The sequence below is a fragment of the Bacillus sp. NP157 genome, assembly GCA_018889975.1.
GTDB lineage: Bacteria > Pseudomonadota > Gammaproteobacteria > Xanthomonadales > Rhodanobacteraceae > Luteibacter.
Genome location: CP076546.1, coordinates 3,087,465 through 3,102,749 on the forward strand (window position 1 = coordinate 3,087,465; position 15,285 = coordinate 3,102,749).

Annotated in this window: 17 protein-coding genes; 9 read left to right on the forward strand and 8 right to left on the reverse strand. The window is 66.9% G+C overall.

The window, feature by feature from the left end:
• Positions 1-4: 4 nt before the first annotated feature.
• Together KPL74_14220 and KPL74_14225 are read right to left on the reverse strand one after the other, a co-directional pair.
• Entirely contained in the window at positions 5-670 is a 666-nt protein-coding gene (locus KPL74_14220) for an acetyltransferase (protein QWT18897.1), read from the reverse strand.
• Positions 655-1,092: an FdtA/QdtA family cupin domain-containing protein gene (locus KPL74_14225; GenBank protein ID QWT18898.1), complete on the reverse strand. Its 438-nt coding sequence runs from the start codon at positions 1,090-1,092 to the stop codon at positions 655-657. The genes KPL74_14220 and KPL74_14225 overlap by 16 nt, the downstream gene beginning before the upstream one ends.
• 170 nt (positions 1,093-1,262) lie before the next feature.
• Between KPL74_14225 and KPL74_14230 the strand changes: the two genes are divergently transcribed.
• The 9 genes from KPL74_14230 (at position 1,263) to dusB (ending at position 9,426) form a co-directional block, all read left to right on the forward strand.
• Complete coding sequence (locus KPL74_14230; protein QWT18899.1) at positions 1,263-1,817, forward strand: cytochrome b; 555 nt, start codon at positions 1,263-1,265, stop codon at positions 1,815-1,817.
• A gap of 37 nt (positions 1,818-1,854) precedes the next feature.
• Complete coding sequence (locus KPL74_14235) at positions 1,855-3,204, forward strand: hypothetical protein (protein ID QWT18900.1); 1,350 nt, start codon at positions 1,855-1,857, stop codon at positions 3,202-3,204.
• A 17-nt stretch (positions 3,205-3,221) separates the two neighbouring features.
• Positions 3,222-3,623, forward strand: a complete 402-nt coding sequence (locus KPL74_14240; GenBank protein ID QWT18901.1) for a c-type cytochrome — start codon at positions 3,222-3,224, stop codon at positions 3,621-3,623.
• Between the two features lie 54 nt (positions 3,624-3,677).
• A complete protein-coding gene (locus KPL74_14245) occupies positions 3,678-4,445 on the forward strand; it encodes a hypothetical protein (protein QWT18902.1) in 768 nt (255 codons plus the stop codon).
• Positions 4,446-4,511: 66 nt separating this feature from the next.
• Positions 4,512-5,090 carry a sigma-70 family RNA polymerase sigma factor gene (locus KPL74_14250; GenBank protein ID QWT18903.1) on the forward strand — a complete coding sequence of 193 codons (579 nt, stop codon included), beginning with the start codon at positions 4,512-4,514 and terminating at the stop codon, positions 5,088-5,090.
• Positions 5,087-5,728 (forward strand): hypothetical protein, encoded by a 642-nt coding sequence (locus KPL74_14255; protein QWT18904.1) that lies wholly within the window; start codon positions 5,087-5,089, stop codon positions 5,726-5,728. The genes KPL74_14250 and KPL74_14255 overlap by 4 nt, the downstream gene beginning before the upstream one ends.
• A complete protein-coding gene (locus tag KPL74_14260) occupies positions 5,725-7,020 on the forward strand; it encodes a S8 family serine peptidase (protein QWT18905.1) in 1,296 nt (431 codons plus the stop codon). Before KPL74_14255 ends, KPL74_14260 begins: the two co-directional genes overlap by 4 nt.
• Positions 7,021-7,183: 163 nt before the next feature.
• Positions 7,184-8,404, forward strand: coding sequence for a hypothetical protein (locus KPL74_14265; protein ID QWT18906.1), 1,221 nt, complete (start codon positions 7,184-7,186; stop codon positions 8,402-8,404).
• 35 nt (positions 8,405-8,439) lie between these two features.
• A complete protein-coding gene (gene dusB / locus KPL74_14270; protein ID QWT18907.1) occupies positions 8,440-9,426 on the forward strand; it encodes a tRNA dihydrouridine synthase DusB in 987 nt (328 codons plus the stop codon).
• Positions 9,427-9,524: 98 nt separating this feature from the next.
• Here the strand turns inward: dusB and KPL74_14275 are convergent, their stop codons facing one another.
• The 6 genes from KPL74_14275 to KPL74_14300 all read right to left on the reverse strand — a co-directional run bounded on the left by KPL74_14275 (position 9,525) and on the right by KPL74_14300 (position 15,255).
• Positions 9,525-10,451 carry a Dyp-type peroxidase gene (locus KPL74_14275; protein QWT18908.1) on the reverse strand — a complete coding sequence of 309 codons (927 nt, stop codon included), beginning with the start codon at positions 10,449-10,451 and terminating at the stop codon, positions 9,525-9,527.
• Between the two features lie 111 nt (positions 10,452-10,562).
• On the reverse strand, positions 10,563-11,852 hold the full coding sequence (locus tag KPL74_14280; protein ID QWT18909.1) for a dicarboxylate/amino acid:cation symporter: 1,290 nt from the start codon (positions 11,850-11,852) through the stop codon (positions 10,563-10,565).
• Between the two features lie 11 nt (positions 11,853-11,863).
• Positions 11,864-12,745 carry an amidohydrolase family protein gene (locus KPL74_14285; protein ID QWT18910.1) on the reverse strand — a complete coding sequence of 294 codons (882 nt, stop codon included), beginning with the start codon at positions 12,743-12,745 and terminating at the stop codon, positions 11,864-11,866.
• Positions 12,738-13,430 (reverse strand): 4-carboxy-4-hydroxy-2-oxoadipate aldolase/oxaloacetate decarboxylase, encoded by a 693-nt coding sequence (locus tag KPL74_14290; GenBank protein QWT18911.1) that lies wholly within the window; start codon positions 13,428-13,430, stop codon positions 12,738-12,740. Before KPL74_14290 ends, KPL74_14285 begins: the two co-directional genes overlap by 8 nt.
• Positions 13,427-14,149: a PIG-L family deacetylase gene (locus KPL74_14295; GenBank protein QWT18912.1), complete on the reverse strand. Its 723-nt coding sequence runs from the start codon at positions 14,147-14,149 to the stop codon at positions 13,427-13,429. The genes KPL74_14290 and KPL74_14295 overlap by 4 nt, the downstream gene beginning before the upstream one ends.
• A gap of 23 nt (positions 14,150-14,172) precedes the next feature.
• Positions 14,173-15,255 carry a 4-oxalomesaconate tautomerase gene (locus KPL74_14300; GenBank protein QWT18913.1) on the reverse strand — a complete coding sequence of 361 codons (1,083 nt, stop codon included), beginning with the start codon at positions 15,253-15,255 and terminating at the stop codon, positions 14,173-14,175.
• Between the last annotated feature and the right edge of the window lie 30 nt (positions 15,256-15,285).

A 15,285-nucleotide genomic window follows, 5' to 3' on the forward strand; every position in this document is an offset into this window, starting at 1 on the left:
CTCCTCAGAGCGCCACGTCGAGGCTGGACTTGCCGGGCAAGGCCTTCGCGGGCGAACCCACGTAAACCAGGCCGGGTTCGGTATCGCGAACGACCAGCGCACCCGCGCCGATGACGTTGTCCGCGGCCACGCGCACGCGATCGTTGAAGGTCGCGTTGACACCGACGAAGCTGTTCGTACCGATCTCGCAGTAGCCCGACACCACGGCATGCGAAGCCATGAACACATTGTCGTGGAGGATCGCGCGGTGGCCGATGTGGTTACCGCTCCACAGGATGCAGTTGTCGCCGATGGTGGTGAACGGCTGGATCACGTTGTTCTCGAAGATGAAGCAGTGTTCGCCCACCTGGGCGTTGCGCCAGACGAACGCACGCGAACTGATGTAACGGGCGAAGCGATAACCGCGCCGCTTCAGGTCGAGGTAAAACCGCGTACGCAGTCGATTCAGGCCGCTCGCGGGGATGGCGACGAAGATGTCCACCTCGTCCTGCGGATAGATCGATTCGATGTCTTCGTAGGCGATGACAGGCAGGCCGTCGACCGTCTCGCCATCCAGCCACGCACGCTCCACCGCGAACGCCACGACCTCGCGGCCGGCGTCGTGGGTGAAGTATTCGCGCGCGATGAGCGCGAATTCGCCCGCACCGACGAGGACTAGCGGCCGGGCCATGCGGCAGCGACCTCGGCAAAGGCAGGCGCGTGCGCCTCGCGCAGGAACTGGTCGTAATCGGCGATGTAGTCGCTGGGGTCGTAGGCCTGGTCGGCCAGCACCATCACCACGCAGTCGTCGCTGAAGTGATGCAGTTCGCGCCACACCATCGGGCCGATCAGCACCCCGCTGGCGGGATCGTCGAGCGTGACCTCGGCGGGACCACTGCCGTCGTCGAGCAGGAAGGTCACCGAACCGCGCACGGCCACGGCGAGCTGGGTCAGCGTGCGGTGGGCGTGCTGGCCACGGCGTACCTCGCCCTGGGTGGAGAAGATGTAATACACGCGGCGGATATCGAAGGGTACGTCGCGCATCCCCTCGAGGGCCACGAGCATGCCCCGGCTATCGCCGTGGATCTGGAATGGGATGCGAGCGATATCCATGGCGTGTCCCGGCTTCTGGTGGCTTCCGCGGTCGTCTGCCATGAGTGCGGGCGGCGCCGGGAAAGGTTGCGCACGCCACGGACCGGCACGCGCCGCAACCTTCCGCGAAGGCGCTGGCACTCATGGCCATGCGTCGCCCGACTGGCGGGCGCCCTGGGGAACGACCTGCGATGGCCTGGAACACCCACGACGAACGCCCGGTGCCCTATCCGCGCCCCTTGCGTGCCGTGCATTGGCTGACCGCGCTCTGCGTCGTTGGCGCCGCCACCGTCGTACTGGTACGCGACGAGGTTTCCAGCAAGCCGCTGCGCATGTGGCTGCTCGAAGGCCATCGTCATTTCGGCCTGCTGGTGCTGGTGCTGTTCGTTATCCGCGTGGTGTTGCGGGCGCGTACCGGCCGGCTGCCGCACGTCGCCATGCCGGCCGCGATGCGTTACGCCGCCATCGCGACGCACGTGGCGCTCTACCTGCTGTTGCTCGGGATGCCGCTGGTCGGCTGGGCGATGAGCAGCGCCGGCGACCACGACGTGCATTTCTTCGGCCTGACCCTGCCGCGCCTGCTGGCACCCGACGACGACCTCGCCGACCGCCTGCAGGCACTCCATGTCGACGCCGCCTGGGTGCTGCTGGTGCTGGTCTGCCTGCACATCGGCGCGGCGCTCTTCCACCATTTCGGCCGCCGCGACGGCCTGCTGCACCGGATGTGGCCGCGCAAGGGCCACTGACCGCCCCCGGCCACGCCATCACAAGGAGTTCGAGACGATGCCAGCCCTACCCTTCCGACGTCGACCGCGCGCCCACGGCCACGCTGGCTGGTGGTCGGCGCTTGCCCTGCTGCTGTCGCTGCTGAGCCACCCTGCCCAGGCGATCCCGGCTTATGCACGGCAGACCGGCTCGGCCTGCGCGGATTGCCACGCCGGCGCCTACGGCCCGGCGCTCACCCCGTATGGCATGCGCTTCAAGCTCAACGGCTACACCGATACGGATGGCCAGGGCACCAAGATCCCGGTCGCCGCCCAGCTGACCGAAACCCATAGCAGCCCGGCGCGCGGTCCCAGCGACACCACGCTGACCGAGGGCGACCTCTACCTGGCCGGCCGGGTCACCGACAACGTCGGCGGCTACGTCAAGGTCGAGGCCGACCACACCGGGCACAACACGTACAACACGAAGCTGAGCACGGTGGACCTGCGCTACGTCGCCAAGGAACTGAAGATCGCCGGCAAGGACACCACGATCGGCGTGAGCGTGAACAACAGCATCGGTTTCGACGATCCCATCGCCGCCCTGCCGAATGCCTCGCTGATCGGCCCGGGCGGCGGCACCGGCACGCTGTTGAATCCCAGCAGCCCCAATTCGCCGGCGAACCGGGTGATCGGCACGACGGTCTACGCGCTGTTCGACAAGGACTGGTATGCCGAGGCGGGCACCTATCGCTCGCTTGCGCAGTCCACCCAGGACCACCTCGGTTACAGCATCGGCGGCGACCCCGGCAAGCTCAGCAACACCGGCTACTTCCGCCTCGCGTACATGAAAGACCTGAAGCGACAGTTCTTCTCGGCCGGCGTGGTCGCGCTGACGACCAAGCGCCAGCTGCCGCGCGCGGGATCGCGCGACGACATCAACGACTACGGCTACGACCTCACGTACCAATACCTGGGTAACCGCGAGCACATCGTCCAGGCCAGCTACGTCAACATCTACGAACACCGCGACTACGGACAGCCGCCGCCGAATCCCGCCGTGCCCGGCACGTTCGATTCAAATAACGGGTCGGCGCGCGACCAGGTGGCGACGCTGGCCTACACGTTCCGGCAAACCTATGGCGTGGTGCTCTCGCACCTGAAGAGCACCGGTAGCCAGAGCGCCGCGCGCTACCCGCCGTTCGGCGACCCGAACACCACCAGCAACCTCTACACCGTGTTCTGGGCACCGTTCGGCAAGGACGACAGCTGGACCACGAAAGCCAACTTCAAGCTTGCCGCCACCTGGTTCCGCTTCACCCGATTCAACGGACGCAGCAGCAACGTGTTCGGCGTACCCGCAGGCGCACGCAATACCAATGCGTCCGACCTCAACGCCTTCTCGATCTCCGCGAGCATCGCCTTCTAAGCACAGGAATACGACGCGTGACTTCCCCAGCCCGACCCACCCTGCCCGCGCGCCTCGCCGCCGCGGGCCTCCTCGCCACCTGCCTGCTGGCCGCGTTGCCAGCGGCCGCCGGCGATGCCAAGGCAGGCCAGGATGTATTCAAGTCCGAATGCTCCGAGTGCCACAGCGTCGCCCAGGGGCGCAACAAGAAAGGACCCAGCCTGTTCGGCATCGTCGGCCGCAAGTCCGGCAGCATCGAGGGCTACGCGTACTCCGACGCCCTGCAACACGTCGGCTGGACCTGGTCGCCGGAACAGTTGCACACGTATCTTTCGCAGCCCGCGAAACAGGCCAACCCAGGCACCAAGATGAAATACGATGGCCTCGACAATGCAAAGGACCTCGACGACCTGCTGGCCTACCTGGCCACCCTCCACTGACGAGGGCAAGGGCGTCGGGGCCACGCAAGGGCGGGCCATGCGCAAGATGACGTGATGTTGGACATCGCTTCCCCAGGCAAGCCAGGCGGGGAGCCGGCACGCTGCCACGCTTCGGCGTCGCGGCGACGTCGGCTCGTGGCCGCGTTCTGCACGGCATCCGCGGCGTTTACGGCGCAGGCCGGCGACTGGACCGGCACGGCGGCGGTGAGTTCGCAGCTGGTCGATCGTGGCGTCGCGGTCACGCCGCCGGGCGCCGTGGCGCAGGGTGCCGTCAGCTGGGTCTCGCGCGACGGCTGGTCGCTGGGCGTGTCGGCGAGCTACCAGACCCACTCGCCGGGCCGCGTCGCCGAGACCCTGGCCCAGGTCGCCCGGGCCTGGTCGCTGACCGACGACTGGCAGATGCAGGCCAGCCTGCTGCACTACCGCTACCCGGGTAACAACGCGGGTGCGCGCACCTACGACCGCACCGAGCTGGGCGTGTCGTGGATCTGGCGCGACGTGCTGACCCTGGGTGCCTCGGCGATCCAGCTCGCCCACCGTGGCGGCGGCCCGCGTGGTGCCGCCGACGTCGGTTTCCGCTGGCCGTTGCTGCCACACCTCTCGGCCACCGCCGGGGCAGGCATCGCGCAATACCTTGCGCCGCTGTATCGCTACTATGGCCAGGGCAGCCGGCCTGACCGCTACCGTTATGGCCACGCCGGCCTGGTCTGGCAGGACGGCCCATGGCGCCTGGAGCTGATCCACGTCTTCACCGACCGCCAGCTCAGCCGGGGCGAACGCGGCATTTCGCCCTGGGTCGGCACCGTGGCATGGTCATTCTGATGCCATGGCAACCATTGGCCCGTCCCGGTGCACTCACGGGCTGAACCCCGAACGCGACCCGATGCCATGAAAGAGGCCGACTCCGACGCCAACGACCGCCTGCTGCTGCAGCGGATGTCCGCGGGCGACCGTGCCGCCCTGGCGGTGATGTACCGCGCCTACCACGGCCGCCTCTGCCGCTTCCTGTCACGCCTGACCAGGCGCCCGGACATCATGGAAGAGGTGATCAACGACTGTTTCTGGATCGTCTGGCAGAAGGCGGCCAGCTTCCAGGGCGAGAGCCGGGTGTCGACCTGGATCATGGGCATCGCCTACCGCTGCGGCCTGAAATCGCTGCGCCAGCACGGCAGCGAGCCGGTCGACGAAGACAGCGTGCCGGAAGACCGGATGCCGTCGCACGACCCTGGCGACGACCGCGAACTGCGCGACTGGCTGGGCCGCGGGATGGAACGCCTCTCGGCCGACCAGCGCGTGGTGGTCGAGCTGGTCTACGGCATCGGCCATTCGCTCGACGACGTCGCCGCGATCATGCAGTGCCCGGTAGGCACGGTGAAAGCACGCCTGTTCCACGCGCGGGTGAAACTGCGCAACGTACTATCGGGCCTGGCCGGCGAAACGGCCCCGTCCAAGGAGAACCTGACATGACCCGCCCGACCCCAGCCGGCAGGGATTGTGCCCGCGCCTGGGAAGCGATGCCCTGGATCCTCCAGGCCAGCGCTAGCCACGAACAGGAAGCCTGGCTCGAAGGCCACCTTGCCACCTGCGACGACTGTCGCATCGAATTCGAACAGCAACGCCGGCTGATGCAGGCCATGCGCCTGCCCGCCGAAACGAAGCTCGACCCGGAGCACGGGCTGCAGCGCCTGTTCGGCCGCCTCGACGTGGACGACCCGCAGGTCGAACCCGCGCCGCGCGCGGCTGGCGGCGGCTGGCTGCTGCGCACGCTCGCCGCGGCCGTGGTCCTGCAGGCCGTTGGCCTGGGTGCACTCGGCCTGCGCCTGTGGTCGGAAGAGCCCGCCGCCGGTGCCTATCGCACGCTGAGCGATGCTGCACCGGCCGTGCCGCACGGCGCCATCCACGTCGTGCCCGACAAGGGCCTGAGCATGTCGGCGTGGAACAGCGTGCTGCAGGCCCAGCACCTGCGCGTGGTCGGCGGCCCGAATGGCGTCGGCGCCTATACGGTGCTGCCCGACGATACGGCGGGTGATGCGAAGCAGGCCGCGGATCGCCTGCGCAGCACGCCCGGCATCCGCTTCGCGGAGCCGGTCGCCGGGACGCCATGACCGTTCGCGCACTCCTGCTGGCCACGGCGCTGGGCGGCCTCGCGGCCTGCGCCGGCACGTCGCCCGGCACCACCGCGACGGGCACGACCACGGCCGTCGCAGCCACGGCCAGCCCGGCGGCGAGCATGGACAGCTCGCGCGACATCGTCCTGGCCGTCGCCAATCCGCTGGAGCCGGCAGCGACCCATGCCGGTTCCAGCCTGCTCGGCTATGCCCCCGCGCCGAACTACAGCGCCGGGCAGCGTGCACGCTCGCTGCTTGCCACGTTGCAGAAACAGTACGGCTGGAACGAAGTGGGTGGCTGGCCGATCCGGGCGCTGGGGGTGTACTGCATCGTGTTGCGTCCGGCACCGGGCGTCGATCGCGATGCGCTGGTCGCCACCCTGTCGCGCGACCAGCGCGTCGAACTGGCCCAGCCGCTGCAGGAATACGCAGTGTATTCGTCGCAGGACGAAACGCATTACAACGATCCGTACACCGACTTGCAGCGTGGTTTCGTCGAAACCCATGCCGCGCTCGCGCACACCATGAGCCAGGGCGAAGGCGTGCACGTCGCCGTCGTGGATACCGGCGTCGATACCGCGCACCCGGACCTGAAAGGCCACCTGGGTGACACCCGCGACGAAGTGGCGAACCGCGATGCCGCGTTCGAGCGTGACCAGCACGGCACCGAGGTCGCCGGCATCATCGCCGCGGTCGGCAACAACCATGAAGGCATGGTCGGGATCGCACCGAAGGCATCGGTCAGTGTGTACAAGGCATGCTGGTATGCCGACGGCAAGAACGGCGCACGCTGCAATTCGTTCACCCTGGCCAAGGCGCTCGCCGCGGTGAACGACACCGATGCACGCATCGTCAACCTGAGCCTGGGTGGCCCCGCCGACCCACTGCTTGGTCGCCTGCTCGCCCAGTTGCTATCCCAGGGCCGGATCGTCATCGCCGCATTGCCCCCCGACGGCAATGCGGGTGGCTTCCCGGACAGCGCGCCCGGGGTGATCGTGGTGCGGACCAGCGCCAGCAGCCCGGCACCGCCCGGCGTGGTCAGCGCACCCGGCAACGACATCCTCACCACCCAGCCCGGTGGCGGCTATGACTTCAGCTCGGGCTCGTCGATGGCCTCCGCGCACGTCAGCGGCATCGTCGCCCTGCTCCTGTCGGTCGCCCCGGGCCTCGACGCCCGCTCTGTCCACGACATCCTGCTGCGTACGAGCGGCACGACAGGCGGATTGGTACAGGTGGATGCGGCGGCCGCCGTGAATGCGGTGCCGAAGAAGGACATCGCCAAGCGTTGAGGCTTGCTGGTCGATAGCAGCATCCTGAAATACCTGGCTACCTGCGCGTCCCGTGGCAGAGCTCTCACGCCGGACGGAAGATCGAATTTTTCAGAATCCTTCCATATACGGGCACCCCGGGCGTAGGGAACGATGGGCTACCTTAGCAACTGACCACGGCCCAATGAAGTATCTCTTGCCTGTCGCCATCTGCCTCATGGCGGTGTCAATGCAGGTCAACGCATCTGAGTCGATCAAGGTATCGCTCCATCATCCAACGGCGCCGGGAGCGCCCGGTACGTTGAAGGTCGAGGTCGAATTTACGAATGTGGGCGACGAGCCAGCCTATATCTACAGGCCCGAATCTCCGTTCGGCAGAAACGACGACACCCCATCCTCGGACTTCCTGCAGGTGTTCGACTCCTCGGGAAACGCCCGAAGGTATATCGGCTCGCGTGATCACTGGGGGCGCCCCGAGCCCTCCCACTTCCTTCCGGTCGCCCCCGGAGAATCGATCCGCAAGGAAGTCGACATTGCCCACGCATATGACTTCGGATCGGGTGGAATGTTCACCGTTCGATACGCAACGATCTACCGCGGCGGGAGGAAAGCGACCGCAGCCCACGCAACCGCATCGCCCCATGAGACGGAGATGCTTAGCTCGGATGACCTGGTCGTCTTTGCATATCCACCGCGTCAGCAAGCGAGGCAGCAACATACAACTGACCTCCAATGCACCGCCGAACAAAGCGAAACGATCGACAAGGCCGTGGCCAAGGCTAAGAGCAGGGCTTTCGCCGCCGGACAAATCCAGAACGCGATGTACATAAGCAAAGGATCGATTGACGACCCGTGGTACGAGTACCGTCCGAATAAGCGCTTTGATCGATGGTTCGGAAAGCCTCAAGCCGCAGACCCCCTACCGCATGAAACGGGCTGGTACGACAGCCTGAACTACCTGGCCATCAGGGGTGTTGATGCAACGTACGGCCGATTGTTTGATATCACCTATTTTGATCCCTTGAAGAAAGCATGCGGCTGCCCTGGTCGGCCGCCTGAAGCCGTGGCAGCAGCTGAGGACCACAACCTATATGCAATGACGTTCTGTCCGCGATTCTTCACGCTGCCCGAGGACGATCCTGTATCGTCACGCACGGGAACTGTCGTCCATGAAATGAGCCATTTTTACGACCACGTTTCCCCTGGTCTTTCCGACTTCGGTTACGGAAAAGCATGCGCCCAGGACCTCGCCTTGCAGGATAGGGCCACTGCCGTCAAAAACGCAGACAACGTCGAATTCTTTGTCATGGACACGACTCCATACGATGAAGTCGACGCAACGATAGATGCGATGGGCTCGCACACGGTCCTGCCACCGAGTTGCCAGTTGCCAGGCCTGCCCTGAAGTTACGGGGCCAGACTTACGGTAAAATGTGGCTCATGCGCATCGGCCCCCACACCATTGCGCCTTCCGTGGTCCTCGCGCCCATGGCCGGCGTCACCGACAAGCCCTTCCGACTCCTCTGCAAGCGCATGGGGGCCGGTCTCGCCGTGTCTGAGATGACAACCGCCGACCCGCGCCTGTGGAACACCCGCAAGTCGCTGCGGCGGATGGACCACGACGGCGAACCCGAGCCGGTCAGCGTGCAGATCGCCGGCTACGACCCGGGCATGCTCGCCGAGGCCGCGCGTTACAACGCGGACAACGGCGCGCAGATCGTCGACATCAACATGGGGTGCCCGGCGAAGAAGGTCTGCAACGTGTGGTCGGGCTCGGCCCTGCTGCAGGACGAACCGCTGGTCGCGCGCATCCTCGATGCCGTGGTCAAGGCGGTGGACATCCCGGTGACGCTGAAGATCCGCACGGGCTGGGACCGCGATAACCGTAACGCGCTCACCATCGCGCGCATCGCCGAGGACGCCGGCATCGCCGCGCTGGCCGTGCACGGGCGCACGCGTGCCGACAAATACGAAGGCGATGCGGAATACGCGACCATCGCCGCAGTGAAGGCTAGCGTGTCGATCCCGGTGTTGGCCAACGGCGACATCACCACGCCCGACAAGGCACGCCAAGTGCTCGCCGCCACCGGTGCCGACGCGGTGATGGTCGGCCGTGGCGCGCAGGGCCGTCCGTGGATCTTCCGCGAGATCGCCCATCACCTGGCAACCGGCGGCTACCTGGCCGAGCCCACGCCCGCCGAAGTGCGCGACATCCTGGTCGGCCATCTCGAGCACCTGTACGCGTTCTATGGCGAGGTCATGGGCGTGCGCATCGCGCGCAAGCACCTGGGCTGGTACGCGAAGGATCGCCCGGAAAACGCGGCGTTTCGCCATGTCGTCAACCGCGCCGAAGATGCTGTTACGCAGCTTCGGCTCACGCGGGATTATTTCGATGCGCTGGCTGCGGGTACGCCGCTGGCCGCCTGATCCTACGTTTATGTAGGAGCGCGCCTGCGCGCGATGGCCTTTTGCGGAACGGTGATCCCAGATAGGGTCACGGGAAGATGTCGCGCGCAGGCGCGCTCCTACAGGGAATCGAGGAAGGTGGCGGAGGGGACGAAGAACAGGCAGCCGGTGACGGCCTTGCTGAAATCGAGCAGGCGGTCGTAGTTCCCGACCGGGTCGCCGATGAACATGTTTTCCAGCATCCGCTCGATCCGCGCCGGCGCTTTCGCGTAACCGATGAAGTAGGTACCGAATTCGCCCTTGCCGACCTCGCCGAATGGCATGTTGTCGCGCACGATCTGCAGTTGCTCGCCGTTCTCTTCGATGTTGGTGAGCACGTTGTGCGAGTACGGCGCTTTCTCGCTGTCGCGCAGTTCCACGTCGGATAGCTTGCGGCGGCCGATGATCTGCTCCTGGCGTTCGACCGGCAGGGCGTTCCACGCCTTCAGGTCATGCAGGTATTTTTGCACCACGACGTAGCTGCCGCCCTTGAACGCAGGGTCCTCGTCGCCGACCAGCGTAGCCGCCTCGGCGACCCGGTCCACGGGATTCTCGGTGCCATCGACGAATCCCAGCAGGTCGCGCTCGTCGAAATACTTGAAGCCATGCACCTCGTCGGCCGTGCTGACGTAGGCACCGATCCGCGACATCACCACGCTGGCCAGTTCGAAGCACAGGTCCATGTGCGTCGCCCGGATGTGGAAGAGGATATCGCCCGGTGTCGACGGCGCATGGTGCGCGCCGGTCAGTTCGCGGAACGGATGGAGCCCCGCAGGTCGCGGCGCGCCGAACAGGCGATCCCACGCCGACGCGCCGAAGCCCATGACGCAGGAGAGTTGCCGCTGCGGATGGCGAAAGCCGATCCCGCGCAGCAGCGAGGACATGTCCGCGCAGAGGTCCTTCACCTCGCCCACCACCCGGTCGTCGTCGCCCAGCGTGACGACCAGGAAGATCGCCGCATGGGTGAGTTTGGCGGTAACAGGCTGCGGCAAGATATCGGTGGCCACGGCAGGATCCTTCAGGCGACGCCGGCGGGGTGCCGGACTTTCCGTCGAGGATACTGCCGGACCGGGGCGGCGTGCTTTCGCGCGCAGGCGCGCTCCTACATGGGCTGGCCGTCAGGCGTTCTTTAGCGTGGCGTCGAGCTTGCTGCGGTCCAGTTCCTTCTCCCACGCGCAGACCACGATGGCGGCCACGCCGTTGCCGACCAGGTTGGTCATGGCGAGGCCGGTGCCGAGGAAGCGGTGGATGCCGAGGATCAGGACCATGCCGGCCACGGGAACCACGGGGACGACGCTGAGGGTGGAGGCGAGCATGACCAGGGCGGCACCGGCGACGCCGGAGGCACCCTTCGAGGTCAGCATGCCGACGATGGCCACGGTGATCTGCTGCTCGATGCTCAGGTCGATGTTCAGCGCCTGGGCGATGAACAGGATCGACATGGTCAGGTAGATGTTGGTGCCGTCGAGGTTGAACGAGTAACCGGTGGGCACGACCAGGCCGACCGTCTCCTTCGGGCAACCCAGTTGCTCCATCTTGCGCATCAGCGGGGCGAGCACGACTTCCGACGAACTGGTGCCGAGCACGATCAACAGCTCGTCCTTGATGTACGCGCAGAAGCGCAGGATGCTGAAGCCGCACAGCCGGCCGACGATGCCGAGTATCAACACCACGAAGATGATGCAGACCAGGTAGAAGCTGCCGATCAGCTCCATCAGCGGCACCAGGGCCACGACGCCATACTTGCCGATGGTGAAGGCGATGGCGCCGAACGCACCGATCGACGACACCGCAGTGATGTAGTGCACGATCTTGAAGAACACCTGCGCACCGGCTTCGACCACGTCATAGACCGGCTTGCCACGCTCGCCGATGGCCGCGAGCGCGCAACCGAACAGCACCGAGATCAGCAGGATCGACAGCACGTCGCCCTTCGCGAACGCGTTGACGAAGGTGGTCGGGATGATCGAGAGCAGGAAGTCGATCGACTCGATGTTGTGGCCCTGGGCCACGAACGAGGCAACTTCGTTGGCCTTCAGCGTCGACGGGTCGACGTTGAAGCCACTGCCCGGATGGAAGATATGCCCGGCGACGAGGCCGAAGAACAGCGCCACGGTCGAGATGACCTCGAAATACAGCAGCGCCTTTCCGCCGACCCGGCCCACCTTGCGCATGTCGCGCATGCCGGCGATGCCGGTGACCACCGTGCAGAAGATGATCGGGCCGATCACCATCCGGATCAGCGCGATGAACGCATCGCCGAACGGCTTCATCGCCACTGCGTAGCGCGGCGACAGGTAGCCCAGGATGACGCCGAGGATCACCGCCACCAGCACCTGCACGTAGAGCTGGCGATAGAAGGGCTTGCGCGGGCGCGCTGGCGGAAGGGTGGCGGTGTTCTCGGGCATGGTCAGGCTCTTCAGGCGAAGTCGTACAGGCGCGCGGGGTTGTCGACGAGCAGGCGGTGGCGCAGGGCCTCGTCCGGGCAGAACCGGAACATCAGGTCCACCAGGCCGCCGTCGTTCGGCATGTCCTTGGAGATATTCGGGTGCGGGAAGTCCGTCCCCCACAGCACCCGGTCGGGCGCTGCTTCGATCAGCGCCTGCGCGAACGGGATCGCATCGTCGAACGGGCGCTTGCCGACCGAGACGCGCTCGGCACCGCAGACTTTCACCCACGCCAGCGGATTGTCGCGCATCAGCGCCAGCAGCAGGCGGAACGGTTCCTGTTCCACGCCCTTGGCGGCCTGGACGCGACCCATGTGGTCGATGACGAAGGGCACGCGGATCTTCGCCAGCGTGTCCTGCAGCTCCACGATGTCTTCAGCGTCCAGGTGCAGCACCACGTGCCAGCCCATCTCGGCGACGCGGTCGAGCACGCGCCAGAACACCTGCATGTCCGGACGGCCGCCCAGGTGCTGGACGAAGTTGAAGCGCACGGCACGCACGCCGCCCTGGTTGAGCTCGTCCAGCCCGGCATCGTCGATGCCGTCGTCCACGATGGCGACACCGCGATAGCGGCCCTTGCCGCGGGCGATGGCGTCGAGCATCGCGGTGTTGTCGGTGCCGTGGCAGCTGGCCTGGACGATGACGCCGCGATCGAAGCCGAGGAAATCATGCAGCGCGACGAGATGCTCGTACGGCGCGTCCGGCGGGGTGTAGCTGCGGTCCGGCGCGTACGGGAACACGCTGGCCGGGCCGAAGACGTGGCAGTGTGCATCGCAGGCGTTGGTCGGCATGGCCTGCAGCGGCTTGGTGGGGTTCGGATCCGGCGGCAGGCAGCTCTTGAGCGGGTTATTCATTCGGCAGGTCGTCCACATAGCGCAGGCCGGCTTCTGCCAGGCGCGGGCGCATATCGTAAATATCCAGGCCAAGCTCGCCCGCGGCGAGGCGTTCGCGCTTGGATTCTTCGTTGAGGGTGCGCTTGCGCGACGCGGCGATGGCGCTGTCCACGCTGGCGTGCGGCACGACGACCACGCCGTCGTCGTCGGCCACGATGGCATCGCCCGGCCTGACCAGCTGGCCGCCGATCACCACCGGGACGTTCACCGAACCCAGGGTCGCCTTGACCGTGCCGCGCGCGTGCACGGCGCGCGACCACACGGGGAAGCCCATGCGGCGCAGCTCCGCGCTGTCGCGCACGCCGGCATCGATGACCAGGCCGACCACGCCACGCGACACCAGCGACGTGGCCAGCAGGTCGCCGAACATGCCGTCGGTGTTCTCGGTGGTGCAGGCGACGACGAGGATGTCGCCCGGCTTGCACTGCTCGACGGCGACGTGGAGCATCCAGTTGTCGCCCGGCTGGGCCAGCACGGTAACCGCCGAACCGGCGATCGACACGTCTTGCTGGATCGCGCGGATCGGCGGCTGGAACAGGCCGACCCTGCCCTGCGCCTCGTGCACGGTCGCCACGCCCATCGACGAGAGCGAATCGGCCTGTTCGGCGCTGATCGAGGGACGGTTGCGAACCACGACGCCGATCATGCCAGCGTTCCCTGGGTCACGTGCGGGAAGACCCGCTGAAAGGCCTCGGCGTACTTGATCTTAAAGTCCGAGTTACGCGATGCCTGCGCGCCACGCTGCAGGCCGACGCGGGTGTAGTACTCCCACAGGTGTTCCTGCGCGGCCATGGTTTCGAACGCGGCCTGCTTTTTCTCCCACACCGAGCTGATGTCGAGGAACAGTTCCGGCTTCCACTCGCACTGTTCCGGCTGGTGCGGTTCGAACAGGAACACCGGTGGCGCGCCGATCACCGGCACCGAGGGCTCATGGCCATGGGCCTGCGCGACCACGCGGGCTTCCTGCGCGACGTGCGTAGCCAGCGGGTGGTCGAAGTTATACGGATCTTTCAGCGAATGGCTGAGCACGAACGACGGACGCAGCTCGCGATAGACCCTGGCGAGGTGGAAGACGACGTCGAGGTCGGCGCGCATCGGGTAGTCGCCGATGTCGAGGAATTCGACGCTAGCACCGAGGATGCCCGCGGCCGCCTCGGCCTCGCGGCGGCGGTCGGTCTTCACCTTGTCCATGGTCATGCCGGGCTGGCGCCACAGCTTGGCCGATTCGCCACGTTCGCCGAACGACAGGCAGACGATGTGGACCTTCCAGCCCTTCTCGGCGTGCAGGGCGATGGCACCGCCGGCGCGCCAGACGAAGTCGGCGGAGTGGGCGCTGACGATCAGCGCGGTCTTGTTCTCGGTCATCGGGAAATCTCCGTGGGTAGGGATCAGGCGGCGGGGCCGGCCCAGATAGAAGGGGACACCGGCACGCTGCCGCGCATCAGCAGGCGGGCGGTCCGCAGCAACGCGGCGCGGACGACGCGGCCCTCGACAAGGCCGAGCTCCACGCTGAATTCGCCGCTGGGGTGTTCGATCGACAGCGTGCGGGTGTCGCCCTCGCCCGGGTCGGCAAGGTCGTGGGCGACGGTGCCGGGCATCACGGCCGCCGTGGCGACGGTGACGGCACCGAGCACGCCGATCGACGTGTGGCAGTCGTGCGGAATGAAGGTACGCGTGCCGAGGGCGCCGCCCTGGCGTGGGCGAGAGACCAGGGTGATCTTCGGCACCGGCTTGCCGGAAACGTCGCCGAGGTTCATCAGCGGACCGGCCTTGAGTCGCAGCGCCTCGATGCGCGCCTTGAGCGCCGAGTCGGCGTCCAGCGCCTCGGGGCGCTCGTCGCCCGATACGCCGAGGTCGGCGGCGGCGATCAGCATCACCGGCATGCCGTTGTCGATCAGCGTCACGGCGACGCCATCGATGGTGTCGCGCAGGTTGCCCGTGGGCAGCAGCGCGCCGCACAGCGCGCCCTCCGTGTCGAGGAAGCCGCAGGGCACCGGCGCGGCGGGGCGCGGCACGCCGTCGATGCGCGCGTCGCCGTCGTACAGCGGCTTGCGTCCCGGCGTCTGCACGGTGATCTCGGCGACGACGCCGGTGTTGACCGTGCGCACGCGGCGGGTGGTGGTGCCTTCGTCGGCCTCGATCAGCCCCGCTTCGATGGCGGCGGGCAGCGCGGCGGCGAGCATGTTGCCGCAGTTCGGCGTCGTGTCGACCTTCGCTTCGGCGATGCCGACCTGGCCGAACAGGAAGTCGAGGTCGGCGGCACCGTCGCTGGGCACGGAAAGCACGCCGGCCTTGCTGGTCAACGGCTTCGCCCCGCCGAGGCCGTCGATCTGGCGCTCATCCGGCGAGCCCATGGCGGCCAGGATCACGGCATCGCGGGTCGCCACGTCGTCGGGCAGGTCGCGGGCCAGGAAAAACGGGCCCTTCGAGGTGCCGCCACGCATGTACCAGCAGGGGATTTCGTACGACATTGGTGTTTGGCATCACGGCAGGAGCGTCCA